The organism is Oceanimonas sp. CAM02 (genome assembly GCF_032842915.1).
Classification (GTDB): Bacteria; Pseudomonadota; Gammaproteobacteria; order Enterobacterales; family Aeromonadaceae; genus Oceanimonas; species Oceanimonas smirnovii.
Map to the genome: position 1 here is coordinate 66,921 of NZ_JAWJBK010000033.1, position 25,324 is coordinate 92,244.

At 55.7% G+C, this 25,324-nt stretch carries 24 protein-coding genes; 17 read left to right on the forward strand and 7 right to left on the reverse strand.

Going from position 1 to position 25,324, the window contains the following annotated elements; translation table 11 throughout:
* The first annotated feature begins 59 nt into the window (after positions 1-59).
* The 16 genes from R0I78_RS12395 (at position 60) to R0I78_RS12470 (ending at position 16,140) form a co-directional block, all read left to right on the forward strand.
* Positions 60-917 (forward strand): MSHA biogenesis protein MshI, encoded by an 858-nt coding sequence (locus R0I78_RS12395; protein WP_317075534.1) that lies wholly within the window; start codon positions 60-62, stop codon positions 915-917.
* Complete coding sequence (locus R0I78_RS12400) at positions 914-1,492, forward strand: PilN domain-containing protein (protein ID WP_317075535.1); 579 nt, start codon at positions 914-916, stop codon at positions 1,490-1,492. The genes R0I78_RS12395 and R0I78_RS12400 overlap by 4 nt, the downstream gene beginning before the upstream one ends.
* On the forward strand, positions 1,489-2,133 hold the full coding sequence (locus R0I78_RS12405) for an MSHA biogenesis protein MshJ (protein WP_317075536.1): 645 nt from the start codon (positions 1,489-1,491) through the stop codon (positions 2,131-2,133). The genes R0I78_RS12400 and R0I78_RS12405 overlap by 4 nt, the downstream gene beginning before the upstream one ends.
* Entirely contained in the window at positions 2,126-2,455 is a 330-nt protein-coding gene (locus tag R0I78_RS12410; RefSeq protein ID WP_317075537.1) for a hypothetical protein, read from the forward strand. Before R0I78_RS12405 ends, R0I78_RS12410 begins: the two co-directional genes overlap by 8 nt.
* The gene (gene mshL, locus R0I78_RS12415; protein WP_317075538.1) at positions 2,452-4,062 is read left to right on the forward strand and encodes a pilus (MSHA type) biogenesis protein MshL; all 1,611 of its coding nucleotides are present in this window, start codon (positions 2,452-2,454) and stop codon (positions 4,060-4,062) included. Before R0I78_RS12410 ends, mshL begins: the two co-directional genes overlap by 4 nt.
* Positions 4,059-4,784 (forward strand): tetratricopeptide repeat protein, encoded by a 726-nt coding sequence (locus tag R0I78_RS12420; RefSeq protein ID WP_317075539.1) that lies wholly within the window; start codon positions 4,059-4,061, stop codon positions 4,782-4,784. Before mshL ends, R0I78_RS12420 begins: the two co-directional genes overlap by 4 nt.
* Positions 4,762-6,459: a GspE/PulE family protein gene (locus tag R0I78_RS12425; protein WP_317075540.1), complete on the forward strand. Its 1,698-nt coding sequence runs from the start codon at positions 4,762-4,764 to the stop codon at positions 6,457-6,459. The genes R0I78_RS12420 and R0I78_RS12425 overlap by 23 nt, the downstream gene beginning before the upstream one ends.
* Before the next feature lies 1 nt (position 6,460).
* A complete protein-coding gene (locus R0I78_RS12430; RefSeq protein WP_317075541.1) occupies positions 6,461-7,684 on the forward strand; it encodes a type II secretion system F family protein in 1,224 nt (407 codons plus the stop codon).
* A 166-nt stretch (positions 7,685-7,850) separates the two neighbouring features.
* Positions 7,851-8,363 carry a type II secretion system protein gene (locus tag R0I78_RS12435; RefSeq protein ID WP_317075542.1) on the forward strand — a complete coding sequence of 171 codons (513 nt, stop codon included), beginning with the start codon at positions 7,851-7,853 and terminating at the stop codon, positions 8,361-8,363.
* 53 nt (positions 8,364-8,416) lie between these two features.
* The gene (locus tag R0I78_RS12440) at positions 8,417-8,947 is read left to right on the forward strand and encodes a prepilin-type N-terminal cleavage/methylation domain-containing protein (protein WP_317075543.1); all 531 of its coding nucleotides are present in this window, start codon (positions 8,417-8,419) and stop codon (positions 8,945-8,947) included.
* Entirely contained in the window at positions 8,934-9,458 is a 525-nt protein-coding gene (locus R0I78_RS12445; protein WP_317075544.1) for a prepilin-type cleavage/methylation-like protein, read from the forward strand. Before R0I78_RS12440 ends, R0I78_RS12445 begins: the two co-directional genes overlap by 14 nt.
* Positions 9,455-10,201, forward strand: a complete 747-nt coding sequence (locus R0I78_RS12450; protein WP_317075545.1) for a type II secretion system protein — start codon at positions 9,455-9,457, stop codon at positions 10,199-10,201. Before R0I78_RS12445 ends, R0I78_RS12450 begins: the two co-directional genes overlap by 4 nt.
* Positions 10,191-10,568: a hypothetical protein gene (locus R0I78_RS12455; protein WP_317075546.1), complete on the forward strand. Its 378-nt coding sequence runs from the start codon at positions 10,191-10,193 to the stop codon at positions 10,566-10,568. Before R0I78_RS12450 ends, R0I78_RS12455 begins: the two co-directional genes overlap by 11 nt.
* On the forward strand, positions 10,561-13,605 hold the full coding sequence (locus tag R0I78_RS12460) for a DUF6701 domain-containing protein (RefSeq protein WP_317075547.1): 3,045 nt from the start codon (positions 10,561-10,563) through the stop codon (positions 13,603-13,605). Before R0I78_RS12455 ends, R0I78_RS12460 begins: the two co-directional genes overlap by 8 nt.
* Positions 13,606-13,726: 121 nt before the next feature.
* Positions 13,727-15,499, forward strand: a complete 1,773-nt coding sequence (locus R0I78_RS12465) for a putative bifunctional diguanylate cyclase/phosphodiesterase (RefSeq protein ID WP_317075548.1) — start codon at positions 13,727-13,729, stop codon at positions 15,497-15,499.
* Positions 15,500-15,570: 71 nt separating this feature from the next.
* The gene (locus tag R0I78_RS12470) at positions 15,571-16,140 is read left to right on the forward strand and encodes a DUF5610 domain-containing protein (RefSeq protein WP_317075549.1); all 570 of its coding nucleotides are present in this window, start codon (positions 15,571-15,573) and stop codon (positions 16,138-16,140) included.
* On the opposite strand, the gene glpD is transcribed toward R0I78_RS12470, so the two are convergent.
* The 3 genes from glpD to R0I78_RS12485 are packed head-to-tail and all read right to left on the reverse strand — an operon-like array spanning position 16,123 to position 19,834.
* Complete coding sequence (gene glpD / locus R0I78_RS12475) at positions 16,123-17,595, reverse strand: glycerol-3-phosphate dehydrogenase (protein ID WP_317075550.1); 1,473 nt, start codon at positions 17,593-17,595, stop codon at positions 16,123-16,125. The genes R0I78_RS12470 and glpD overlap by 18 nt on opposite strands.
* The gene (gene glpK, locus R0I78_RS12480) at positions 17,592-19,076 is read right to left on the reverse strand and encodes a glycerol kinase GlpK (protein ID WP_317075551.1); all 1,485 of its coding nucleotides are present in this window, start codon (positions 19,074-19,076) and stop codon (positions 17,592-17,594) included. Before glpK ends, glpD begins: the two co-directional genes overlap by 4 nt.
* Positions 19,073-19,834 (reverse strand): penicillin-insensitive murein endopeptidase, encoded by a 762-nt coding sequence (locus R0I78_RS12485; RefSeq protein ID WP_317075552.1) that lies wholly within the window; start codon positions 19,832-19,834, stop codon positions 19,073-19,075. The genes glpK and R0I78_RS12485 overlap by 4 nt, the downstream gene beginning before the upstream one ends.
* Positions 19,835-19,927: 93 nt before the next feature.
* Between R0I78_RS12485 and R0I78_RS12490 the strand changes: the two genes are divergently transcribed.
* Complete coding sequence (locus R0I78_RS12490) at positions 19,928-20,533, forward strand: hypothetical protein (RefSeq protein WP_317075553.1); 606 nt, start codon at positions 19,928-19,930, stop codon at positions 20,531-20,533.
* 58 nt (positions 20,534-20,591) lie between these two features.
* On the opposite strand, the gene R0I78_RS12495 is transcribed toward R0I78_RS12490, so the two are convergent.
* From R0I78_RS12495 to selD, 4 genes are all read right to left on the reverse strand, one after another.
* Positions 20,592-22,433, reverse strand: coding sequence for a HAMP domain-containing methyl-accepting chemotaxis protein (locus tag R0I78_RS12495; protein ID WP_317075554.1), 1,842 nt, complete (start codon positions 22,431-22,433; stop codon positions 20,592-20,594).
* 69 nt (positions 22,434-22,502) lie between these two features.
* Complete coding sequence (locus tag R0I78_RS12500; protein WP_317075555.1) at positions 22,503-23,135, reverse strand: MBL fold metallo-hydrolase; 633 nt, start codon at positions 23,133-23,135, stop codon at positions 22,503-22,505.
* On the reverse strand, positions 23,129-24,226 hold the full coding sequence (gene mnmH / locus R0I78_RS12505; protein ID WP_317075556.1) for a tRNA 2-selenouridine(34) synthase MnmH: 1,098 nt from the start codon (positions 24,224-24,226) through the stop codon (positions 23,129-23,131). The genes R0I78_RS12500 and mnmH overlap by 7 nt, the downstream gene beginning before the upstream one ends.
* The gene (selD, locus tag R0I78_RS12510) at positions 24,219-25,256 is read right to left on the reverse strand and encodes a selenide, water dikinase SelD (protein WP_317075557.1); all 1,038 of its coding nucleotides are present in this window, start codon (positions 25,254-25,256) and stop codon (positions 24,219-24,221) included. Before selD ends, mnmH begins: the two co-directional genes overlap by 8 nt.
* Positions 25,257-25,324: the final 68 nt, after the last annotated feature.

The window sequence follows — 25,324 nt, forward strand, 5'->3', positions numbered from 1 at the left end:
TAACTGCTTTTATCTGTTTATACTGGCTTTTTTATTTTTCGGTGGCGTTAAGGATCTGAATGTTAAAATGGTTCAAATCCGCTCAAAGCAGCACGGTAGTCAGCATCTATCTTACCCAGACGGCGCTGTATGCAGTGGAAGAGCAATATCCGCGGCAGGTGATTGAGCTGCTTTTTAATCAGGGCGAATCTGCAGCCTCAGCGCTGGTCCGGTTAATCGGGCAGCAACAATGGCAGGGCCGCCGAATAAAACTGGCACTGGGCCGGCATTTTTACCGGCAAACACAAATAGACAAGCCCGCCATGCCCGACGACGAGCTGGCCCAGGCCTTGCCCTGGTGCATGCGAGAAATGGTGGATGAACCGGTAGAGCAGCTGCTGTTTGATTATATTGATTTGCCAACGGGGCCGCAGGGCACAGCGCGCATTGCCGTCTATTACAGCAAGCGCCAGCCGCTGGCCGAGCTGGTGGCTGCCATTACGCCGCTTTGCTCCATCGCAACCATGGGGCCAGATGAACTGGCCATGTGTAATCTGCTGGCCGCAGATCAGCGAGGTCTGGTGCTGCACAAGGTGCCCGGCCAGGAGCTGACCATGACCTTTATTCATCAGGGACAGTGGCATTTTTCCCGCACCATTCGTGGTTTTCAGGCGCTGGATGATGAGTCGATGGCGGTTGATCAGTTTGTATTCGACAACCTGCTGCTTGAGCTGCAGCGCAGCATTGACTACGCCACCGGCCAGCTGAAGCTGAATGCTCCCAATCAGTGGTTTTTGGCGTTGCCGCAACGAGTGACTCCGGCAGTGCAGCTGGCTATTAAGCAAGTATTTGATATTGAAGCCGAATCATTGACCAATGAGCACTTGTCACCGGTCAGCCTGCCCGCCATCGGCATGCTGGAGGAGGACAAGGCATGAAAACCCGCATTGAGTTTTATCAGGCTGCCCTCAAGCCGGTAAAAGAGCTGCCCACCAGCCGCCATGTGCTGCTGGGCATGCTGGCCGTTGTGTTGTTGTGGGGCCTGGTGTTTGCCTGGCAGTCGGTGACAAACCATCGCCAGACGGTTGCCAACCAGCAGCTGCAGCAACAGCTGGACGCGGCCCAACACACGGTAGCCCGGCTGCAGCAAAGTGTGGCGCTGCTGAATCAGGCTCAGGACGACACCGAACGCCTTCGTATTGAGCGTGATATTCGTACCCGTCGCCAGCTGCTGGGGCTGCTCAGCCGGGATCAGCTGGTGTCTTATGCCAGCACCCTGGACGACCTGGCCCGGGTACCCTGGCAGCAGCTGTCTCTGACCAGCCTGCAACTGCAGGGGCAGGCCATGACCCTCACCGGCGAGGCTGCCACCGCCGCTGCCGTGCCGGCCTGGATCCTGGGGTTTGAACATTATCAGAGTCTGGCCAGACGCGAGTTTGGCAAGCTGGATATTCATCAGAACGGCACCGAAGCCCTTGAATTCAGTCTGCACAGCGACGGAGTAGCCCGATGAAAGCAAGGCTTAAACAGCTTCACGATGCTTATATGGCCCGCAACCGGCGCGAGCGCTGGTTACTTGCCGTGGCCCTGTGGGCGCTCACGGCCTGGGCCGGGCTCACTTTGTATGAGCAGACCCTGGCTGCCACCGCCCAGCAGCTGCAGGCACAACAGCAGCAGCTGGAACGGCAAATTAACGAGCAGCAAGGACTGGAGCAGGAGTTTAACCAGCGTATCAGTGAGCTTAAAGCCAACGATCAGCGGGCGCGGGTGGCCCGGCTGTCTCGTCAGTTAAGTCAGATCAATGCCAATGTGGATGCCCGCATGCGCACCCTGGTGGGGCCCGAGCAAATGCCGGCGTTGTTGCTGTCGGTGCTGGATCAGCAAACCGGGCTGACCTTAACCGGCCTGACCAACCTGCCTGCCGAGCCCATAAACCCGGCTCAGGAAGGCGGCGACATACTCTACCGGCACGCGTTGGCGCTGGAGCTGTCGGGCAGTTATTTGCAGCTGCTCGACTACGCCAAACAACTGGAAAGCCTGAGCGGACGCATTTTCTGGCAAAGCCTGAGCTTTGAGCTGCAGCAGCACCCCACCGGTCTTATTCGGCTGGAGTTTTTTACCATCAGTCAACACAAGGAGCTGATCCGTGGTTAACGCCAGTGTTCTGCTGTTTTCATTATTAAGCACCGCCGGCAGTGTACAGGATCCGACCCGGCCGCTGGCCGTCGGGCCGCAGCCGGTGACCAAGGCGGACAAACCCGCAAGCAATAACAGCAGTGTGCCTGTAGTGCAGGCCATTTTTGCCGGCGGCAGCACCCCCGGTGCCATCATTGACGGCCAGTGGGTGACGCTTGGCAAGGCCGTTGGCAACTACCGCCTGCTGGCCATCACCAAAGAGCAGGTGACCCTGGAAAACCAGGGCAAGCGCCTGATCCTGAACCTGTTCTCTACTTTTAATGATACGGATACCCCATGAAACGGATGCTTAAACCGCTTACATTGGCCCTGGTTGCTGCCGGCCTGACCGCCTGTGTACAGACCCCCGACGGCTCCTTGCCCAAGCAGGCGCTGGACGAAGCCCTGCAAACCCGGCCCGATGCCGTGCCCGCGGCGGTAGAGCAGGAGCTGTTAAGCAGCCGCCGGCCGGCAGCCGGCACCAGCCTGGCACCGGCGCGCCGTTTTGATATTGCCGCTCGGGACGTAGATGCCCGGGAGTTTTTTGCCGCCCTCGGCAGCCAGCATAACGTGAGCATTGCGGTGCACCCGGATGTGACCGGCACCATTACCCTTAACCTGCGCCGGGTGACCCTGCCGGAAATTCTGGATGCCATCTCCGGCTTGTATGGCTATGGCATAGAGCAGCGCAGCGGCGTGTATCAGGTGTATGCCAACGGCGTGCGCAGCCGCACCTTTAATGTGAATTATCTGATGTTGTCGCGCAATGGTCAGTCGCAAACCGCCATCAGCGGCAGCAGCCTTGGCAGCAGCGACGAAGACAGTAATACCGGCGGCAGCTCTACCCGTATTAATACCGAATCCAACAATGACTTCTGGTCTGATCTGGAAAGCGCCCTTGGCCGGTTAATTGGCAATGAAGAGGGCAGGGTGGTGGTCACCAACCCTCAGGCCGGCCTGGTGACAGTGCGTGCTGCCCCCGACGAGCTGGCACTGGTAGACGACTTTTTAACCCGGGCCGAACGTCAGCTCAAACGCCAGGTCATTCTGGAAGCCCGTATTGTGGAAGTGGAGCTGAATGACGGTTATGAGCAGGGCATAGAGTGGAATAACCTGTCGGCAAACAGCCGCTCTGGTCAGGTTGCTACGGGTAATACGGCGGTAACCTACCCCGGCTTTTTAAGTCCGTTGTCAGACTTGCTGGGAGGCGGAGCTGTATTTACCTATACCGATGGTAACTTTGATGCGGTGGTAAACCTGCTGCAAACCCAGGGTGAGGTAAATACGCTGTCAAACCCTCGTGTTACCACCAGCAATAACCAGAAAGCGGTGATTAAAGTAGGCACCGATGAGTATTTTGTCACTGAGTTTTCATTAACCACCACCACCGGCTCAAGCGGCGTGTCGGAGCGCACACCAGAGGTAGAGCTGCAGCCGTTTTTCTCGGGCATTTCGCTGGACGTAACGCCACAAATTGCCGACGATAACCGCGTGCTGCTGCATATTCATCCGGCGGTCAGTGAAGTGGAAGACTCCAACAAAATCATCGACTTTGGCGATGGTGCCCTGATATTGCCGCTGGCCAAAAGCACGGTGCGCGAATCGGATACCATAGTGGAAGCCGCCTCCGGTGAAGTGATTATTATCGGCGGCCTGATGCAGGAGAAACAAACCGAGCAGGAAACCGCCATTCCGCTGATCAGCGAAATACCCGTGCTGGGCAATTTGTTTAAAAATCGCAACCTGGCCACTCAAAAAAGCGAGCTGGTGATCATGCTGCGCCCGGTGGTGGTGGCCGCCAACACCTGGCAGACCGAGCTGCAACGCTCCCGGGATCTGCTGGAAAAATGGTATCCGCCTCAGCCCGAGCCGATTCCGGTAAACCATGAATACCGGGGGGCACGATGAAGCTGACGGCAAGTCTGCTGCTTGTGCTGACGGCTGCCATGGCTTATGCCGATGATCAGCCCGACTGGAACGATCCGGTGTGGGCTCAGGTCATGGCCACGCCGCCGGCGGCCAGCGAGTTGTCCATCAGTGAAGTCACGGTCAGCCGTGCCGATCAGCTGGCAGAAGCCGAAGCCACCGCCAATGCGGCGCTGGCCACGGGCAACTGGATGCAGGCCGAACAGCAGTTGAATGATGCGCTGGCACGTTATCCTGATGCTCATCAGTTGCGGCTTAAGCTGGCGGCACTGCAATATGGCCGGGGCGCACCGGCACAGGCCAAGGCGCTGCTGCAACAAGGGCTGGAGCTGGCACCGGAGCAGGCCGGGCTGCGCCTGACGCTGGCGCGCATTCTGGCCAATGAACACCGCCATGCCGCAGCCTGGCAAGTGCTGAAGCAAGCCGAACCGGAGCTTGCGCAACATCTGGACTATTACGCCCTCATGGCCGAAGCCGGCCGGCGCAGTGGCCGCTGTGAAGACGCCATGGCCGTCTACCATCGCCTGCTGGCACAGCAGAACAGCGGCCCCTGGTGGCTGGGGCTGGGCCTGTGCCAGCGCAGCCTGGGGCAAAATTTCACCCATGCCTTTGAGCAGGCGCAAGCCAGTGTGGATCTGGGTGTGGCATCCTTGCAATTTGTTAACCAGCAACTGGAGCAACATGGCACAACGCAAACTCACTAAACGCCTGGGCGAGCTGCTGATAGACCATGGTGTGATCACCGAAAACCAGCTGGAAACCGTGCTGCAGAAGCAGCGTCAGGAAGGCGGTCGCCTCGGTGCCGTGCTGGTGCAAATGGGCATGCTCACCGAGCTGGAGCTGCTGGGCTTTGTGGCCGAGCAGCTGGACATTCCGCTGCTCGATCTCAATAAAGTCGATATTGATCCCCAGGCGGTCAAGCTGATGTCGGAAGTGTATGCCCGCCGTCACCGTGCGCTGGTGATCGGTGCCGACGACACTCAGGCCACAGTGGTGCTGGCCGACCCCGCCGATCTCGACACCCAGGATGCCATCAGCAATTTGCTCTCGCCCCGGGAAGTACACCTGGCGGTGGCCCCTCACAGCCAGATGCTGGCGCTGTATGATCAGCTCTACCGCCGCACCGACGACATTGCCAACCTGGCCGGCAAGCTGTCGGAAGAGCATGCGCCCAGCCGCACCGTGATTGAAACCGCCGGTCTGGAAGACAACGACGCCACCGTGGCCCGCCTGCTGAACTCCCTGTTTGAAGATGCCATGCAGGTGGGGGCCTCCGATATTCACATAGAGCCCGACAACAAGGTTATTCGCCTGCGCATGCGGGTAGACGGCCTGCTGCAGGAAACCCAGCTGAAAGAAGTGGCCATAGCGCCGGCGCTGGTATCGCGGCTCAAGCTGATGGCCGGGCTGGATATTTCCGAACGCCGCTTGCCGCAGGATGGCCGCTTTGAGCTGACCATCAAACACAACCCGGTGGATGTGCGCATGGCCACCATGCCGGTGCAATATGGCGAGGCGGTGGTACTGCGGCTGCTGGATCAGTCCGGCGGCACCCGCACTCTGGAGCAGGCGGGCATGCCGCCGGCCTTGCTGGCCTCGTTCCGGCGCAAACTGGCCAGCCCCAATGGCATTATTCTGGTCACCGGCCCCACCGGTAGCGGTAAAACCACCACCCTCTATGGGGCTCTGGCCGAGCTGAACACCCCCGACCGTAAAATTATTACCGCTGAAGATCCGGTGGAATACCGGCTGCCGCGGGTTAATCAGGTGCAGGTAAACAGCAAGGCCGGGCTCACCTTTGCCCGCATTTTGCGCACCAGCCTGCGTCAGGACCCGGACGTGCTGCTGATTGGCGAAATGCGCGATCAGGAAACCGCCGAAATTGCCATGCGCGGGGCGCTGACCGGCCACCTGGTGCTGTCTACCCTGCACACCAACGACGCCCCCAGCTCGGCAGTGCGATTAATGGACATGGGCGTGCCCGGTTATCTGGTGGCCAGCACCCTGAAAGCCGTGCTGGCCCAGCGGCTGGTGCGCAAAATTTGTGAATACTGCAAGGTGCCGGCCCAGCCCGACGAGAGCGAACGCCAGTTTTTAATACATTTGAATCCGCAGGCCGAACAGGGCCGCTTCTATCGTGGTGAAGGCTGTGCCAGCTGTAATCACACCGGTTTTAAAGGGCGAATAGGGGTGTTTGAGTGGCTGGAAGTGAATCAGCCCATGGCCGATGCCCTGCGTCATGAAAATACCCAGGCCTTTGAAACGGAAGTGGCCCGCCTGCCGGGCTTTGTGACGCTGCCCCAGGCGGCCCTGGAGCAGGCACTGGCGGGCAATATTGCCGTTTCTGAGGTGCTGCGCCTGTCTGAGTGGGTAGACTGAGATGGCCTTTTATCACTACAAGGCGCGGGATCGCCAGGGCCAGCTCAGTGAAGGACGCATGGAAGCGCCCAGCCGGGAAAGCGCTGCCGCCAGTCTGGCTCAGGCCGGGCTGATCCCGGTAGAAATGAAAGAAACCCGCTCCGGCACCAAAACCTGGCTGCAGGTGCGTCAGTTTTTAAAAGGCGGCATCAAGCCCGAAGCGCTGCTGATATTAAGCCGGCAGTTTGCCTCCCTTACCCGCGCCGGTATTCCCATTCTGCGCATTGTGGAAGGGCTGCGCGACACCACAGACACCAGAGTATTAAAAGAAGCCCTGGATGAGGTAGCTCAGGCACTGAATCAGGGCCAGACCCTGGCCAATGCGCTGGCGGCGCATCCGCATTTGTTTAACAGTTTGTTTGTGTCTCTGGTGGAAGTGGGGGAGAGCACCGGGCAGCTGGAGCAGGCATTTTTGCAGCTGGCCCATTATTACCAGCTGGAGCTGGATACCCGCCGGCGCATCAAGGCGGCCATTCGTTATCCCATGTTTGTGACCATTGCCATGGTGGCGGCCATGACGGTGATTAATATTTACGTTATTCCTGCCTTCAGTGGCATTTTTGCCCGCCTGGGGGCGGAGCTGCCCCTGACCACCCGGTTTTTGATTGGCAGCTCCTATTTCTTTACCCATTATGCCGGCCTGCTGGTGGCCGGCATGGCGGCCCTGGCCGGCACCTTTATGTGGTATGTGCGTACACCAAAGGGCAAGCTGCGCTGGCACCATACCCTGCTGCGCATTCCCATTGTGGGGCCACTGATTAAGCGCATTTTGCTGGCGCGCTTTTGCCGCAGCTTTGCCATGATGCTGGCCGCCGGCGTGCCCATTACCCGGGTGCTGCGGCTGGCGGGCAGTGCCACCGACAACGCCTTTTTAACCCAGGCCATTCACACTATGGGCGATGGCCTGTCTTCCGGTGACAGCCTGTCGACCGTGGCGGAAAACAGCCGGGTATTTACCCCGCTGATTTTGCAGATGTTTCGGGTGGGCGAAGAAACCGGCCGGGTAGATGAAATGGTAATGGAAGCGGGCCGCTTTTATGAAGAAGAAGTGGACTACGACATTGCCAACCTGTCTTCCCGTATTGAGCCCATCCTTATTACCGGCATCGCCGCCATGGTATTGGTGCTGGCACTGGGCATTTTTACCCCCATGTGGGACATGGTCAACGTGGTAAAAGGCGGCTGATAAGACTTATCCCTGCTTTTTGTACTGATGGGGGATTTTTGAACAAAAAGCACTGGATTGAGACGGCGGGCTTCAGTACCATATTCGGCTGATAGTTAACTGAATTTGTTGAGTAAAATACTCAACTACCCATAACAAACCGGCAACACAACGCAAGGAAAAAAAAATGAAAAGAGCAGCGGGTTTTACCCTGATTGAACTGGTTATTGTAATTGTAATTCTCGGCATTCTGGGTGCCGTGGCCGCACCGCGGTTTTTTAACCTTCAAGGTGATGCGTATGCAGCCAATATGAATGCGCTGAAAAGCTCGATTCAGTCAGCTATGACCATGGCTAATGCCAAGGCGTTGATAGAAGGAAATCTGGACGCAGATGGGACTGCAAGCACTGCTGTTGATGAAGATGGTAAAGGCTCCATCAATGGTTATGACTTCATTAAATTTATTAAAGGCTATCCTGCTGCTTCGAAAGTTATAGAAGGTAATGCAGCAGCTCCTGCTGGTATTTTGGCTACTCTAGACGATTTTGATACAACACGTTATACACTAGATGTTACAGGAGGCGGCATTTTAACCATATCTCCTAAATCAGTTGCTGATGCTAGTAACTGTAAAATTACATATACAGAGGCTCAGGCTGGTGTGCCGGCCAAAGTCGAAGTTGAGACATCAGGCTGTTAACTTATGATAATATTTAAGGCGGCTCCGGCCGCCTTTTTTAGCACTTAAATATCATGAAGCAGCATAAGGGCTTTACCCTGGTGGAACTGGTCGCCGTGCTGGTACTGGTGGGTATTTTGGCCGCCGTGGCCATACCGCGCCTGCCCATCGGCAGCGATTTTGACGACTCCCTTCAGGCCCGCAACCTGGCCGGTCTGCTGCGCCTGGCCCAGCTAAGAGCCATGAACGACCCCGAAGCGCTGCAAAGCGGCACCGATATAAACCGCTGTGGCGTCATTGCGGTGACCCGTGCAGGTGTGTCTGTATCCAATGGTTGCAGCAGCGCCACCCTGCTTGGTAAGAAAGAACTGGCTGCTTCACATCAGGATATCTGGCTGGGAGCTGAGCTTTCGGTTTCCTCAAACCAGAATCTGCCCTTTACTCTGCAGTTTGGCCAGTTCGCCAATGAAAACTTTCTTAGCGATAACAGTTATCTGGGCCGGCCCCATATAAACGGTAATCCGCTTGATAGCGCACTCATCATCACCCTGGCTGGCACCTCGGTAACCATAGAGCCAGAGGGGTATATTTATGTGGCGCGCTAATGCCGGCCTCAGTCTGCTGGAATACGTGGTGGGCTTAGCGATATTGGCAATAGTTCTGGTGGGGGCGGGGCTGTTTTTTGTAAGCCAGCCACGCCAGCTGGATCCGGTGTTTCAGTTTCGCGCCGTGTCATTGGCCGAAGCCCTGGCCGAGCAGGTGCTGGCGGTACAGTACGATGCGGCCAATAATCCGCAGGCACAAATTCGGTGTGATATCGATGAAGACGTTAACTGTTTGAACAGCGCCACTGCTGATGTAAGTAGCGGCATTAAGTCTTTTGAGCATTTGGATGACTTTCATCTTTGGTGTGACGATAACGCCATCACCGGTGATGCCCTGGCAGCTCAACTGGCACTGAGCCGACAGCAGCTTTATGCCCGTTATACAGTAGAAACCTGCGTTACCCTGGAAACTGATAATGCCGGCACTGCATTTAAAAAGGTGCTAATTGCCATCGCAGATCAAAACGGAGCCGATGTGTCCTTTACCCTGCACAGGTACAACATAAGATGAAAGCGCGCGGTTTTACGTTGCTGGAGCTGGTTATTGTGATGGTGCTGATTGGCATCAGCGCCGTGTTTGGCACCCGTTTTATTGCCCAAATGGCCAGCAGCTATATGGGCGGAGCCGAGCGTGCCGAAGCACTCGCCGGTGCCCGCTTTGCCATGGAGCGGCTGCGCCGCGAGCTGGCCGTGGCGTATGGCCCCAGTGTGTATATCAAAAACAACTGCCTTGCCTTTGTGCCTGCCCTGGCGGCCGGCACCTATACCGGCACGGTTAAAAATGGCCTGGCTACTTTTATTAAACCGCTGAGTCTGAAAGATAAAAATATAAAAGATAGCTATATGGCCATTCGTGCTGACAGTGGTGAGGCTGAATGGAGTGATTACCCAGCTACACTCACCGACAATATTTATCAACTGGAGCAAGAGCCTGCCAATAACAGCTTTGGTGTGAGTGATATTTTTGATACTCCTGCGGATATTGATTTCAAGCGAGAAGGGTTGGGTCAGCGTTACACTCTGCTCAAGCCCGAGCAAATTCGGTTTTGCAGCGAGGAGGGCAACCTTTATCGTGAACAAAACACCGGTGCCGGCTGGGAAGATAAAACCCTGATGTTGAGCGGGATCAGTGAAAATGGCGTATTCAAAGACTATGATGAGACCAGTCAACTGATACAAATGGAGCTTGTATTGAGCACCCAGGACGGCAATCTGGTGCTGCCCGCGCAGCTGCAGGTGATCTATGCGCCTTAACCCTCAGGCCGGCAGCATGCTGGTAAGCATCATCTTTATTATTGTGATCCTCTCGGGGTTAATGGCCGCCATGGTCACCCTCTCGGGCCAGAGCAGCCGCCAGCTGGTATACGAAGTGCAGGCGCTGAAAGCCCGCCTGGCAGCCGAGTCGGTATTGGAGCAGCAAATTTATGCCGTGCTCGACAATTTCAATGCCGACAAGGTAGTGGATAAAGACAGCCCTTTCTTTGTTAATGGATGTGATGCGTACATTCACAGCATCACACCTGCTGGCGCATTACAAAGACAAATTATTTCCACCGGCTCCTGCACCGGCAGCGGCCTGACCGTGGTCCGCAATATAGAAGTTGAGGTGATTAATGAATAAAACTGCCTTGTTTTATCTGACGGCACTGCTTGCCACGGCACCCGCACTGGCATCCGGTATTCCTGCGCTTTTCCCTTTTGCTGCCCAGAGCCATGATCAAAAGGGTGAAGTTGAAATGGGCTGGAGTACCAGCATTAACGGCACCAATAACGGTGTGCTGAACTTTAAAAAAAAGGATGATCTGAAAGGAAAGTGCGACGGAATAACATGCACTATTTCAGGGAAAATCACTCCGGCTTATTCACTGCCGCGATTTAATCACTCTCCTTTTACATTGCCAGGCTTCAAGAAAACGAACTCTTCGTTTGAAGCCAAGTGTAGTGGCTCCGGCACCATTAAATATGATCGCGATGCATACGAAAAAGTGGAAGCGCAGGGAAATTGCAGATTGCATATTGCCAACACTGGTGACGTGTTAATAAAAGGAGACTTGTCGGCACAGGGCAGTACCATCCTTTATCTTGATAGTGGTAATTATTGGCTTGATTCATTGAAGTTATCTGGTGATACGAAGCTTGTTATCAATGGCAGTGGTGATGTTAACTTTTATATTAAAGATAATGTTGATGTCTCCATCAGTAATCAGATAGGCAGCCCGTCACAAAAAGTAAATATATTTCATTACGATAACGATGAAGTAAAGCTGGGTGATAATGCAAAATGGTATGGAGATATAAAATCCTACGGCGATGTTAAGCTGAAGGGTAGCAGTAAGCTTTATGGCGCAGTACAAGCAAAATCTCTTGAGTTATCTGGTAGTACCAGACTATATCTTGATGCCGGAACATACTGGTATGAAGAGGTTGACTTACAGGGCAGCGCCAGAGTAATACCACAAGGTGATGAACTCACAACCTTTTATATTGAAGAAGATTTAGAGTTACAGGGTAGTACCGAACTGGGTACCAGTGAAAACCCGGTACTTGCCTTTGTATATGGTGACGGCGACGATGACGGTGAAGCAGAGCTTGAAGGCTCTTCCAAGATCTATGGTTATGTATACGTTGAAGGCGAATTGGAGATGCAGGGCAGCACAAAAATATTTGGTGCTGTCAATGTAGTTGATCTGGAAATGGAAGGCAGCGCTTCAATTAATTACAGTGCGATTCCTGTTTCAGGTGAGGTTCATCACTACAAGCTCAGTTTTGATGTAGAGGCCAATCACCTTACGGCCTATGCCTGTGGTGATGAAGCCTGTAGTGAAGCGCTGCTTTATTCACGCTCCGCAACACTGCATATTAAAGATGGGTTGAATAACAACTCCATATCAAATTTCAATAAGTTTTTGAAAAGTGATAAGGATACTAACCCTAATACCAAGCTTGAGAAAAATAAATGTATTCAGTTTGTAGATAAAAAAGCAGATCCCAAACCTGAATCATCCCCGGGCCTGCGCTGCTACCTGTCTGACGGCACTCAACTGCCAAATTGTAAGTTGTGTGCCGAGCAGGATGTGCAATCTTCTCTTGCTGCCTATGTGTATGATGAGATCACTCTTAATGAAGAAAAACTGGGAGAAACTATTCCCAACTTCAATTTTTATATTACTGATATAAACGGCACCGGAACGCTTCAAACCGGTAATAGAGTGTTGAAAAAAGGCAGTGAAGTTAGCTTTCCGTTGGACCTGACCTATAACAAGGCTGAAGCCATATCCCTGACCATTAAAGGTGATAATGGCAAAAATGGTAAAAACAGGCAGGAAGTGGAATACCAGCTTGAGCTGGTGTTTGTGCCCAAACAGCTGCGCTGGTCCGCTGCCGATTGCAGTGGCGATAGTGGCTTTTTATACGCCGAACATGCGGCATCTTGTACCGTACTGGGTAACGCCGGTGAGCAAGTCGGGCTTACACTGCAAGCCTATGGTGAAAACGATAAACTTATTGATGACTACAGTGCGCAATTGCAAGGTATTGTTATTCACGAGTTGACTGCAGAACTGGAGCAAACAAGGGAATTTGAACAAGGAATATTCGAGTTTAACCAAAAGAGCAAAGCCAGTTTTGAAACAACAAGCAAAATAGCTTCGGTAGCCCTGATACAGGCAACCGTGCCTGAAACCTGCGCACCCTATGCCGTGAGTGATAACGGCTGCATGCTTTACACAGACGGTGATATCGCCATTGTTGGTCGCACCGTGCCAGACCGCCTGCTGATCACTGGTATACCAGGTAAGCTTAAAAATGGTTTTGCCTATCGGGGTAAAGAAACAGAATTTAGTGAGTTTCCTTATTTTACGATCAGAGGCTGCGCTGTTGGCCAGAGTGACGAAAAATGCTCTTTAAAGAGTTACAGGGGAGAATTTGCTAAGGGCTTGTTCATTGATGCTGTAGGTTTTAAAAATAACTCTGAATACTTATTAAGTCTGGAAAACTTGAATGACTATATATCGTTAGGAGGTGATGGTGTACACACTGTCGATGTTCCACCACTTACCTTTAAAAAGAGAGATCTGGATAAATCCAAAAAATTAGCTCAGTTATTTCAAGATGCTGATGATGACCTGAATTTGGTGCTTAATGCTAAAGTAATGAGTGATGCTGTTATAAATGCAGATGGCACTTATTCACCTCCGATGGGTAGTAGGCAAGCAAAGATTGCTGAAACAGGAGAAGTTCGCTTTGGCTTTATCACCCTGATGGACGCTGAAATACCAGTGAACAAAGAAGGCATTATGTTCACCAAGCTGCATTATTACGGTGAGAGTCTTAAGCAACTGAAAGAAGATATTAGTACCGACTATGATCTTTCAGATGGAAGTCATGTACAGGCTGCTTTGGATGGTAACTCGGTGAAAAATCTGACGTTCGGGTTCAAGCCTAAGGCTGGGAGCGAGGTGAGCGAGGATATTAAGGTCGACCCTTACGCCAGTGAACTAAAAGACATAATAGTCACCATTGAAGGACTGCATGACTGGCTGAAGCCGGCAGATAAAGACAATGAAGGAGACCTTGCAGATCCCGAGGCACTGCTGGACATTACCGGCCGCTTCAGCCCGGGAGAGCGTACTTTTAACCGGCGGGAAGCCACTCGCTGACCCTTTTTAGTACTGCAGGCCTGGCCTGCAGTACTAAATTGTGATAAAGATGTTTTACTAATTGTTTACAAAAAAATATTATCAATCCGTAAGCCATAATAACAAGGTAAGGATACCAACAGTGCGCGAAGACCATCCCCACCAGGTGGCTGTTGCTCAGGCCAGCGTGTTTGAGCAAAACCTGAGCTTTAAGCGGCAGCTGCTGCACCATGTGTTTGAAAATGCGCTTGAGTCCATCATCGTGACCAATGCCGACGGCATTATCGAGCGGGTTAATCCGGCCTTTACTCACATTACCGGCTTTACTGCCGAAGAGGTGCTGGGCAAAACGCCACGGCTTATTCAGTCTGCTAAACATGAGCCGGATTTTTATCGCAAAATGTGGCAGCAAATCAGCCGCACCGGCCAGTGGAGCGGCCAGGTATGGAACCGGCGCAAAACCGGTGAGGTGTATCCGCAGTGGCTCAGCATTAATACGCTTACCAACCACCATGGTCAGATAACCCACAGAGTGGCCATTGGTCACGATCTCAGCGGTCAGCGCATGGCCGAGCAGGATCGCATGCCCTTTACCTTTAAAGATCCGCTCACTCAGTTGGGCAATCGTCAGTTATTAACCTCTCGCCTGGAGCAGGCGTTGGCCGAAGCACAGCGTAACAAAATACGGGTGGGGTTAATGGTGCTCGATATTGGCCGGCTGAAACCGGTAAATGAGCAGCTGGGCATGACCTGGGGTGATGATGTATTGCGTCAGCAGGCGCGCATTATGCAGGCGGCAGTAGACGAAGCCGATACCCTGGTGCGGCTGCAGGGCGATATGTTTGCCATTTTGCGCCACAGCAAGGCGGAAGATACCACCATGGGGCATCTGGCAGAAAAACTGCTCAGTCTGCTGGGGCAGCCCATGGTGCTGGCTGATCAAAATGTGGTGTGCATGCAGCCCAGCATTGGCATTGCCATTTATCCGCGCGATGCCAAAGAGCCCGAAAACCTGTTGCAGGCGGCAGAATATGCTCATGCCATGGCCAAGCGGGAAGGCCGCGGCCGTTATCAGTTTGTGGATGAGCAGCAGCACAGGCTGCACCACAGAGAGCTGATCATTGAGCAGAGCCTGGGCCATATGCTGAATACCGGTCTGGTGCAGGGAGTGAGCCTGCATTATCAGCCCCAGGTGTGCTCGGTTGATGAGCATATTGTTGGGGTGGAGGCATTAATGCGCTGGACGCACCCGCGCCTTGATATGATTTCTCCTGCCGAGTTTATTCCGGTGGCCGAGCAAAGCGGGCTGTCTGTGCGTCTGGATCGCTGGGTAATAGAGCAGGTGTGCACACAGCTGGCCGCCTGGCGGGAGCAGGGCATGATGCCGCCCATGGTGTCGGTAAACCTGTGTGCCCAGCAGTTCAGCCAGGCCGATTTTTGTGACTGGCTGATGGTTACCATGGCCCGCTTTGGCTTGCCGCATTCTCTTATCAAGCTGGAAGTCACCGAGTCCACCATGATGGATCAGCTGGATACCGGCATTAATATGCTGCAGCAGCTGCGGGATCAGGGATTTAAGCTCTCTCTGGACGACTTTGGCACCGGTTATTCGGCGCTGTCCTGCCTGCACTGGTTTCCGCTGGATGAGCTTAAAATTGATCGCAGCTTTATGGTGGAAGCCTGCGAAAGCTCAAGAGCGCTGACCTTGTTGCGCACCATTATGCAGCTGGCAGAGCAGCTGTCGTTAAGCCTGGTGGTGGAAGGAGTAGAGCAAAAAGAGCAGCTGGAGCTGCTGGAAGAGTTCGGCTCCATTACCGTGCAGGGATATTATTATTACAAGCCCATGCCGGCCAGCGAGCTCTTGCCGCTCTTGTCTTTACGCAGTAAAGAGCCGGGTAACAGCACTCTTATGTAAATGTTGCCTTAATTAAGATTTTGCTGGTTTGGCCGATACCTTGTTTATCAATGCTAAAAAGGAGCAGGATAATGGCAATTTCTCCGGTTTCAGGTAATCAGGTTTATCAGGTAGCCAGCAAAAACGAGCGGCAGGCACCGGCAGAAAAAGGTGCCGAGCACGATATGGCCAGCGCCCGCTCCGAGCTGAAAGCGCGCAATAACCAGAGCATAGTGCAGGCCATGTTTGATGGCGGCAACCTGGGCAATAACAAGGCCATGAACATTCTTTATGGCGAAATAATGAGCACGATAAATGCCGAGCTTGGCGATAAGCATGCCATTACTCCCGAAAAGCTGGCAGACAAGCCCGACGACTACTGGTCTCCGGAAAACACCGCCAGCCGCATAGTAGACGGAGCCCTTGGTTTTTTTGAGACCTTTCAGAAACAAAACCCCGGTATGCCGGAAGACAAGCAGCTGGAGCAGTTTCTCGACACCATCACCAGCTCCATTGATAAGGGCTTTGGAGAAGCCGTCAATATTCTGAAAGGGCTAAGTGTGTTCGACGGCAGCATCAAGGATAACGCCACCGCCACCCGCGAACTGATTACAGACAAACTCAACACCTTTCGTGAAGAAAGGTTAGGATCTGGCGCTTAAATATTCCTGTAACCGTTGCTGCCTGGCGTTGTTGAACACCAGCCCCAGCTTGGTGCGCCGCCACAGAATATCGTCGGCGGTGCGGGCCCACTCCCGTTGCATTAAATAATCCACCTCGGCGCTGTATAAGCCGGCTCCCAGGTGCTCGCCAAGGTCTTCCAGACCTTGGCAGCCCTGCAAAAACTGCCGGCACAGGGTGCCGTAGCTGCGCACATAGCGCCGAGCCAGGGGCAAAGGCAGCCAGGCGTATTCTTGTATCAGCTTCGCTTCCAAGCTGGCATGGTGATTGAAATCGCCGCCGGGCAGCACCAGCTGGCCGGTCCAGGGGCCGCCGGTGCCGGGCAAAAACGCCGCCAGCTGGTTGGTGGCGTCTTCTGCCAGTGCCCTGAAAGTGGTGATTTTGCCTCCAAACACCGACAACAGCGGTGCCTCGTTGCCATCGGCGCTCAGCAGCAGTTTGTAATCCCGTGAGGCTTTCTGGGCCTGATTATCGCCGTTGGCCATTAACGGCCGCACGCCGGCAAACTGATGCACTACCTGTTGCGGTGAAATCTGAGTGCGAAAGTACTCGTTAACCACGTCACACAGGTAGGTAATTTCATCATAAGCCGGGGCTACGCAGGCCGGATCACCGGTGTAGTCCACATCCGTGGTGCCAATCAGGGAATAGTGCTGCTCATAGGGCAGCACAAACACAATGCGGCCGTCGCGGTTTTGCAGAATATAGGCTTCATCACTGTCATACAGGCGCGGCACCACTATGTGGCTGCCCTTTACCAGCCGCAGCTGTGCCGGTGGCGCTGTGTGCAGCACCTCATTAAACAGGCTGCTGGCCCAGGGGCCGGCGGCGTTCACCAGCGCGCGTGCCAGCACAGTGCGCCGGCTGCCGCTGGCGTCTTCCAGCGTTACCTGCCAGAGGCCGTTGGCACGCTGTGCCTGAATGCAGCGGGTGCGGGGCCAGATGTGCGCGCCGCGCTCCCGGGCCGCCATGGCACACAGCACCACCAGGCGGGCATCGTCCACCCAGGCATCGGAATATTCAAAGGCCAGCTTCAGCTCCGGCTGCAATGGGCCGTGTCCGTTCAAAAACACGCGGTGTGATGGCGGCAGCCGATCGCGTCGGGCCAGATGATCATACAACCACAGCCCCAGCCCTATCATCCAGGCGGGGCGCAGGTGAGGCTGGTGGGGCAGGCGAAAGCGCAGTGGCCAGGTAATGTGCGGTGCCGCCCGCAGCAGGGTTTCCCGCTCGGCCAGTGCCTCGCGCACCAGCCGGAATTCATATTGCTCAAGATAACGCAGGCCGCCGTGGATCAGCTTGCTGCTGGCGGAGGAGGTGGCCGACGCAAGATCGTTCATCTCGCACAGCGCCACATCAAGCCCACGGCCGGCGGCATCCAGCGCGATGCCGGTGCCGTTAATGCCGCCACCTATGACCATTACATCCAGCGTCATGGGTTGCTCCTGGCGCGGGCTACTGCCGCCTGCCAGCCTTGATAATGGGCCTCGCGCTCATCATTTGGCATAGTGGGCGTAAACGCCTGATCAATGCTCACGCACTGCGCCAGCTGCGTTGTATTCTGCCAGAAGCCGGTGGCCAGCCCGGCGAGAAAGGCTGCGCCCAGCGCCGTGGTTTCCAGCAGGGCAGGGCGCACCACCCTGGTGTGGGTAATGTCCGCCTGAAACTGCATTAAAAAGTTGTTGGCGGCGGCACCGCCGTCCACTTTCAGCGCCGCCAGGCGAAGCCCCGCGTCCTGTTGCATGGCATCGAGCAGATCCCGGCTCTGAAAGGCAATGGCCTCCAGTGCGGCCCGCACAATATGGTGGCGGTTGGCACCCCGGGTCAGCCCCGTGATGGTGCCTTTGGCATAGGCATCCCAGTAGGGTGCGCCCAGTCCGGTAAAGGCGGGCACCAGATACACACCATTGGTGCTGGCAACTGCGTTAGCACAGGCTTCGCTGTCTTTGGCGTGAGCTATTAACCCCAGCTCGTCCCGCAGCCATTGAATAATGGCACCGCCCATAAAGACCGAGCCTTCCAGCGCATAACTCACGCCGCCGTCGGCCCCCACCGCCAATGTGGTGAGCAGGCCATGGTTCGACGCCACTTTTTGCTGGCCTGTGTTCATCAGCATAAAACAGCCGGTGCCGTAGGTGTTTTTTACCATGCCCTTGTTAAAGCACAGCTGGCCGAACAGTGCCGCCTGCTGATCCCCGGCCATGCCGGCAATGGGCACTTCGCCGCCAATATCCGCATCGCCATACACCCGGGAAGACGGTTTTACCTCGGGCAGCAGGCTGGCGGGAATATTCAGCGTTTCCAGTAACAAGGGGTCCCATTCCAGGGTGTTGATATTAAACAGCAACGTGCGCGAGGCATTGGTGTAGTCGGTGACATGCACCCGGCCTTCGGTCAGCTTCCACACCAGCCAGGTGTCTATGGTGCCAAACAGCAAGTCACCGGCGTCGGCCTGTTCGCGTGCACCGGGCACATTGTCCAGCAGCCAGCGCAGCTTGGTGCCCGAGAAATAGGCGTCGGGCACCAGACCGGTGCGCTGTTTTATCTCGTCGGTCAGGCCCTGCTGTTTGAGCTGTTCGCAAATGGCTGCGGTGCGCCGGCACTGCCATACAATGGCGTTGTGAATGGGCTGGCCGGTGTGTCTGTTCCACACCACTGTGGTTTCTCGCTGGTTGGTAATGCCAATGCCCGCCAGCTGGCTGGGATCTATGCCGGTTTTGGCCAGCACTTCGGTTAAGGTGGCGCGCTGAGTGGCCCAGATTTCGGTGGCATCGTGCTCCACCCAGCCCGCTTGCGGGTAGTGCTGGGTAAATTCCCGTTGGGCTATACCCGCCACACGCGCCTGATGGTCAAACAAAATGGCCCGGGAAGACGTTGTGCCCTGATCCAGCGCCAGAATATAAGAGGACTTGCTCATGGTGCCTCCTTCTGAGCCAGTAATTGAGTACAGGCAACGGGCAATACCGGCTGCCAGGGTTTGCGCGGACCCTTATACAACTCGCCGGTTTTGTCGTTTATCCAGCTGGCCAGCTCACTGCCACAGCCGGTGCCGGCGGGCACAGGGTGCTGCGGCTCGCAGCTGGCATGGCCGGCAGGGCAGTGCAGCCGCACATGAAAATGCCCCGAGTGACCATACCAGGGGCGAAGGCGGCCCAGCCAGGGCGCATCGCCGTAAGCACGGCACATGGCCTGTTTGATCAGCGGGTGCACAAAAATACGGCTCACGCGCTCATCCTGGGCGGCCAGCGCAATCAGCCGGCGCTGGTTATCGGTAAAGTGGCGGTTAAGCACATACAGCTTATGGTTGACCATGTCCTGCTCGGGCAGGGCAGGGTTGCCCGCGCGCAGCCAGATGTCCGCATCCAGCCCGCTCTGGTGGCTGCGGTGGCCATATTCAAAGGGGCCGCCATGCTTTCTTGCCAAATCGGCCACCAGCATGGGCGGCAGGCCGGCGGCGTTCAGCCGTTGGCCCAGCCCCTGCAAATAATCAATCAGCTCGGGCTGGCCGTAATAACGCTGGCGCTCGGCGCGAACCACCTGAAAGCCTTCCCCCGACAGCGGCAGTGCGCGGGACTGAGTCTGGCAGCCCGCCGCATAGCCTCCAATGGCCTCAGCCTGTGCGCCAAAGTGAATGCCAAATAACATCAGTGCCAGCCAGAAAACCGGTTTTAACATCAATGTGCCCTCCTTTGCCCATATGGCACCATTATTTATGCCAGTGCAAATTTTTGCTAGGGTAGCGGCTTTTAATCTCGTCGGAATACCAGAATGACCGCCCAGCGCCTGTCCGTGCAACAGTTGTTACAGCAGCCTCTTGAGTTTGTGCTGCTGCCACCTGCTTTTCGTTTTTATGCCACTCAGGCCGCTGTGCTGCTGGCCAGCCTGGCAGTGGTGGTGTGGTCGGCGCTGGATGCGCAAAACGGCTTTGAGCTTGTTCATTATGTAGGGCTGGTGTTTGGTGGTGTGCTGCTGCTGGTCAGTCTGTGGCCGGCCAGCTGGAGCCGGCAGCGGCTAATGAACCTGGCCTATGACGCCGAGCGGCTGTATCTGGTGAACGGTAACCGCAAGCAGGTGGTGAGCCTGCCCAGAGACAGGGTGAGGGCAGTGAACAAGGGCAAGCTGCCGGGCCACGACGGGGCCATTATTGCCTTTACGCTGGACCTGGAACTGAGCGAGCAGGAGCTGAACGCCGTGCAGCAGGCGCTGGAAACTCAGGCTGAAGAGCGTTTTGCCCTGGGTGAAAACTGCTACCGTTTTGGCTTTGTGGCCAATTGGCAACCGCGCCGCAAACTGTTGGAGGCCATCGCACCTTTGGCACCCATGGTGGTGGCGGAAGAGCCGGTGGAAGAAGACGACGATGACTGGGATGACTGAGCCGCGCCTTTAGCGCGGCTGGTTGCTGGCGGGTAACTGGGAATGCCGACAGGCGTTCTCAGATACGAAACACCGAGACCACCTCCTGCAGGTTTTGTGCCTGAACGGCGATGTTTCGAGTGGCCTGAGAATTGTCGCGCACGGCCTGTACGGTATTGTCGGTGATGTCCCGAATGACTACCACATTACGGCCAATTTCATTGGCAACGCTGCTTTGCTGCTCAATAGCAGTGGCAATTTGAGTGGCCATGTCTGAAATGACGGTCACTTCTCCGGTAATGTCATCCAGTACTCTTTCAGCTTGTTTGGCCTGCTGGCTGCTTTCCAGTCCTTCTTCTCTGCTTTGGTAGATAATCTTCACCATGTCGTCAGTTTTTGCGTGCAGTGAGCTGATGATGGTCGCTATTTCCTGGGTTGCATCCTGAGTGCGCGCCGCCAGCGCCCTGACTTCATCGGCCACCACGGCAAACCCCCGGCCCTGCTCACCGGCGCGGGCGGCTTCAATGGCAGCATTGAGCGCCAGCAGGTTGGTCTGATCGGCGATATCGCGAATAACCTGTAATACGGTACCGATGGTGTCGCTCTGACGGGACAAGTCCTCAATGCTGCCTACCGAGTCTTCCAGCCGGCCGGCCAGACGGCGAATGCGCTCTATGGTGCCCTGCACCTGCTGCTGTCCTTCCGTTGCACTGCCGTTGGCCTTGCCGGCCTTGATGGCGGTCTGGTCGGTATTGCGGGCAATGTCATCAATGGTGCTGACCATTTCTGTTACTGCGGTGGCAACCTGCTCGGTTTCCTGCTGCTGGCGTTCAATGTCTGCGGTCGTGGCGGCGGCGCTTTCTGACAGTTGCTGAGTGGTCTGATTCATGGTGCCCACAGCCTGATGCACCTGCTGAATTACCTCCCGGAACCCCTGAAGCATGATATTCAGCGCATCGGCAATGTCTGCCATTTCATCTTTGCTGCCGGTATCAATGTGCAGTCCGAGGTTGCGGGTATGATGAATGTTCAGCACGCCTTCACGAATTTGCCTGATGGGGCGGAAAATGGAACGACTGATGGCAATGGCGACTCCTGCAGTGAGCAGCAACATCAGCATAAATACCAGGGTCGCGGTACGGGTTGACTGATCCAGATAGGCCTGCAGCCGCTGCTCGATATCGGCAAGAGTACTGTTCAGCAGGCTCTCGGTACTCTGAATAGTCTGACGCATGGTTAGCTGCAATCCTTCCTCACTGCTCAGTCCCAGACGTTGCAGTTCATCGGCATAAGCGAGAAAACGCTGCCGGTAATGGCTGGCCTGAGCCCGGGATAAAGCCAGGGTGTCAAGTTCACTAAGCAATTGCTCATGCAGATTATTAAAACGTTGCAAATAGCGGACTTCATGGCGCAGCATAAAGTCCTTTTCGGCCCGGCGAAGCTGCAGCAGAGTAATAAGAATCCGATCGGCACCGGAGTTATTCAGAGAGGCTTCAACATCGTGTACGGCTTGGCGCAACTCGCCCTCCAGCCCGGACTCATGATCCAGCCCGAGACGCTGATAAGCGTCCGCCACTGCCGTGAAATCGGTGCTATACCGGCTGAAACGTTCACTTAAACTGGTCAGTGCGGTGATCGGTAACTGTTGCTGCTCAAGCACAGCCTTCAGTTGAGCCAGGTGCTGCTGGGTTTGCGCCATTTGTTGCTGAAAGTCGTCCAGATAACGGGTATCGAGGCGGGCGATAAAATCTTTTTCATCCCGGCGCAGGCTGAGCATATCGTTATGCAGCGTCATTGCCAGTGCCTTGCCATGGTTCAGAGCTTTGATGGTATTCAGGGTATGCGTAAACAAGGTAAACAAAATTCCCATGGCGGCAATCACCACCAGGGTGTTGAGAGCGAGCTTGTGTTTTATTTTCATCCGTTAATTTTTTCTCGTTATCGGAACATCTGAAAGAGGGGGTTGTGCGCCATGAGCAGGCGCAGAGGGTCAGCGTAAAAACGGGTTATTCAGTCGCTCATGGCCGAAGGTACTTTCGGGGCCGTGGCCGGGTACAAAGGTAATGTCGTCACCCAGCGGCAGCAGAGTGTGTTTAATGCTGTCTATCAGTTGCTCGTGGCTGCCGCCGGGAAAGTCGGTGCGGCCAATGCTGCCCTGAAACAGCACGTCGCCCACAAAGGCCAACCGTTGCGCCTTGTGCAGCAGCACCATGTGGCCCGGCGTGTGGCCGGGGCAGTGATACACGTCCAGCACTTCTTCACCCACAGTGACGGTGTCACCGGCATTCAGCCAGCGGTCGGGAGTAAAACCCGGCACGGGATCAAAGCCAAACATCTGCACCTGCTGAGCCAGGCCGTCTATCCAGTAGGCATCTTGCTTGCCCGGGCCTTCCACCGGCACGCCGGTATTGGCTTTCAGCTCGCCGGTGCCGCCCACGTGATCCAGATGGCCGTGAGTCAGAATAATGCGCTCCAGAGTCAGCCCCCGTTCATTAATGGCGGCCAGCAGGCGCTCGGTTTCACCGCCCGGGTCTATCAGTGCCGCCTTGTTGGTGGCGCTGCACCATATCAGGCTGCAGTTTTGCATAAAGGGGGTTACCGGCAGGGTAATACGATTCAGCATTGTGTTTCCTCAGGTTGAGCTTCGGGCTGCTGTGCAAGCCATTCGGCCAGTTCGTCGGCGTCACCGCGTTTAACGATGCGATCGGCCTTGGCCGCCTGATGGCGGGCATAAATGGGGTCGTAATAAACGCCCAGCAGAGTGGCGATCCACTCTTCATGGGCCGCACTGCCATAACCCAGCTGCTGCTGGCGCACCGCCTCAGACATAATCTCCGACAGCCGTCGCCATTCCCGATCGCCCAGGCGTTTATACAGCCGTTTCAGGCTGTCTTGCAGGTAGCTTTCCAGCCGCGCAAAATCCTGGTTAAAGTGGCGCTGCATGGTGTCTACATAGTCATGGCGAATTTGCTGCACCCGCTGTTCAAAGGGCACTTCCAGCAACAGCAGCGGTGCCTGCTGCATGCGCTCATACAGGGGCAGGGGCACGGGGCAGCGGCCAATCATGGCGCTTTCGTCTTCTACCAGCCAGCCCTTAATACCACTGTGACGCTGCTTTAACCGGGCAATGGCCAGGCGGTTTTCAAAGTTGATGGGAGTGGGCTGAGGCTCCCCCCAGTTGCCAAAGCTGGAGCCTCTGTGGTGGGCATAGCCTTCCAGATCCAGCGACAGCGGGCTGCGCGCCAGCCAGTCGGTTTTGCCGCTGCCGGTGAGGCCGGTGAGCACAAAACCCGGGCCGGCAAAACCCTGTTCAATTTCGGTGAGCAGCCGCCGGCGCAGTGCTTTGTAGCCACCCTTGACCCGGGACACTGGACGGCCGGCATCATTAAGCCACTGCTGCACCGTCTGGCTGCGCAGGCCGCCCCGAAAGCAATAAAGCACGCCGTCAGGGTTTTGCTCAAGCCAGTTTAGCCAGCCCTGCAGACGGGCCTGGCGTATTTCACCGCACACTAATTGATGGCCCAGTTCAATGGCGGCCTGCTGGCCTTCATGTTTGTAGCAGGTGCCCACCTGTGCGCGCTCGTCATCTGTCATCAGTGGCTGATTACGGGAAGCCGGAAAGGCCCCCTGTAAAAACTCGACCGGCGCGCGCAGGTCCAGCAGAGGCGTGTTATTGATAAACAGCGCATCGAGATCGGTGTGCAGATCAGGCATCCACTACCTCAATGCGGTGTTCGCCGGCGGTGACCAGCTCGCCAATGGGTGCCAGGCTCAGGTTATGGCTGGCGGCCACGGATAAAAATTCGTCAATGGCGCTGGGGCGCACCGCCACCAGCAGGCCACCGCTGGTTTGCGGATCGCACAGAATATGCTGCTGGCGCTGCGTGATGGGGGCCACTTTATGGCCATAGGCATCAAAGTTGCGCAGGGTGCCGCCGGGCACGGCACCCGCCTGCAGGTAATAATCCAGGTTGGGCAGCAGCGGAATATCCGCCATATGCAAAATGGCGCTCACATCAGCTCCTTCACACACTTCCACCAGGTGCCCGAGCAGGCCAAAACCGGTCACGTCGGTCATGGCACTGACGCCGTCCAGTGCGGCAAAATCCTGACCGGGCCTGTTCAGCCGGCACATGACCTCGGGCGCAATCTGGCTGTCTTCGTTTCGCAGCACGCCTTTTTTCTGGGCGGTGGAGAGCACGCCAATGCCCAGCGGCTTGGTCAGAAAAAGAATATCGCCGGCGGCGGCGGTATCATTGCGTTTCACCTGATCCAGCGCAATCTGGCCAGTGACTGCCAGGCCAAAAATGGGCTCGGGTGCGTCTATGCTGTGGCCGCCGGCAAGGGAAATGCCGGCGTCATGGCAGGCCTGACGACCGCCGTCAATCACCTGCTGAGCCACTTCCGGTGCCAGCGTGTTGATTGGCCAGCCCAGAATGGCAATGGCCACCACTGGCGTGCCGCCCATGGCGTAGATATCGCTGATGGCATTGGTGGCGGCAATGCGGCCAAAGGTAAAGGGATCGTCCACAATGGGCATAAAAAAGTCGGTAGTGGAGATAATGCCCATGCCGTTACCAACATCCACCACGGCGGCATCGTCACGGCTGTCGTTGCCCACCACCAGGCGCGGATCGTTAAAACCGGGCAGCTGGCTGTGCAGTATGGTGTCGAGGATTTTGGGGGAGATTTTGCAGCCGCAGCCAGCACCGTGGCTGTATTGAGTCAGGCGAATGGGTTCCACGTGAGCTTCCTTGGTAACTGTCAGAAAGCCTGTATAGTACTCCTTATAGGCAGGAATCGCACCCCACA

What these genes read in the sequence shown, in the direction of transcription:
- glpD (WP_317075550.1), bottom strand. Translation starts at nt 17,595, where the DNA reads ATGACGCTGGATGTAATGGTCATAGGTGGCGGCATTAACGGCACCGGC.
- R0I78_RS12485 (WP_317075552.1), bottom strand. Translation starts at nt 19,834, where the DNA reads ATGTTAAAACCGGTTTTCTGGCTGGCACTGATGTTATTTGGCATTCAC.
- mshL (WP_317075538.1), top strand. Translation starts at nt 2,452, where the DNA reads ATGAAACGGATGCTTAAACCGCTTACATTGGCCCTGGTTGCTGCCGGC.
- mnmH (WP_317075556.1), bottom strand. Translation starts at nt 24,226, where the DNA reads ATGCCTGATCTGCACACCGATCTCGATGCGCTGTTTATCAATAACACG.
- R0I78_RS12450 (WP_317075545.1), top strand. Translation starts at nt 9,455, where the DNA reads ATGAAAGCGCGCGGTTTTACGTTGCTGGAGCTGGTTATTGTGATGGTG.
- R0I78_RS12405 (WP_317075536.1), top strand. Translation starts at nt 1,489, where the DNA reads ATGAAAGCAAGGCTTAAACAGCTTCACGATGCTTATATGGCCCGCAAC.
- R0I78_RS12430 (WP_317075541.1), top strand. Translation starts at nt 6,461, where the DNA reads ATGGCCTTTTATCACTACAAGGCGCGGGATCGCCAGGGCCAGCTCAGT.
- R0I78_RS12445 (WP_317075544.1), top strand. Translation starts at nt 8,934, where the DNA reads ATGTGGCGCGCTAATGCCGGCCTCAGTCTGCTGGAATACGTGGTGGGC.
- R0I78_RS12460 (WP_317075547.1), top strand. Translation starts at nt 10,561, where the DNA reads ATGAATAAAACTGCCTTGTTTTATCTGACGGCACTGCTTGCCACGGCA.
- R0I78_RS12440 (WP_317075543.1), top strand. Translation starts at nt 8,417, where the DNA reads ATGAAGCAGCATAAGGGCTTTACCCTGGTGGAACTGGTCGCCGTGCTG.
- R0I78_RS12420 (WP_317075539.1), top strand. Translation starts at nt 4,059, where the DNA reads ATGAAGCTGACGGCAAGTCTGCTGCTTGTGCTGACGGCTGCCATGGCT.
- glpK (WP_317075551.1), bottom strand. Translation starts at nt 19,076, where the DNA reads ATGAGCAAGTCCTCTTATATTCTGGCGCTGGATCAGGGCACAACGTCT.
- R0I78_RS12495 (WP_317075554.1), bottom strand. Translation starts at nt 22,433, where the DNA reads ATGAAAATAAAACACAAGCTCGCTCTCAACACCCTGGTGGTGATTGCC.
- R0I78_RS12470 (WP_317075549.1), top strand. Translation starts at nt 15,571, where the DNA reads ATGGCAATTTCTCCGGTTTCAGGTAATCAGGTTTATCAGGTAGCCAGC.
- R0I78_RS12425 (WP_317075540.1), top strand. Translation starts at nt 4,762, where the DNA reads ATGGCACAACGCAAACTCACTAAACGCCTGGGCGAGCTGCTGATAGAC.
- R0I78_RS12455 (WP_317075546.1), top strand. Translation starts at nt 10,191, where the DNA reads ATGCGCCTTAACCCTCAGGCCGGCAGCATGCTGGTAAGCATCATCTTT.
- R0I78_RS12400 (WP_317075535.1), top strand. Translation starts at nt 914, where the DNA reads ATGAAAACCCGCATTGAGTTTTATCAGGCTGCCCTCAAGCCGGTAAAA.
- R0I78_RS12500 (WP_317075555.1), bottom strand. Translation starts at nt 23,135, where the DNA reads ATGCTGAATCGTATTACCCTGCCGGTAACCCCCTTTATGCAAAACTGC.
- R0I78_RS12395 (WP_317075534.1), top strand. Translation starts at nt 60, where the DNA reads ATGTTAAAATGGTTCAAATCCGCTCAAAGCAGCACGGTAGTCAGCATC.
- R0I78_RS12490 (WP_317075553.1), top strand. Translation starts at nt 19,928, where the DNA reads ATGACCGCCCAGCGCCTGTCCGTGCAACAGTTGTTACAGCAGCCTCTT.
- R0I78_RS12435 (WP_317075542.1), top strand. Translation starts at nt 7,851, where the DNA reads ATGAAAAGAGCAGCGGGTTTTACCCTGATTGAACTGGTTATTGTAATT.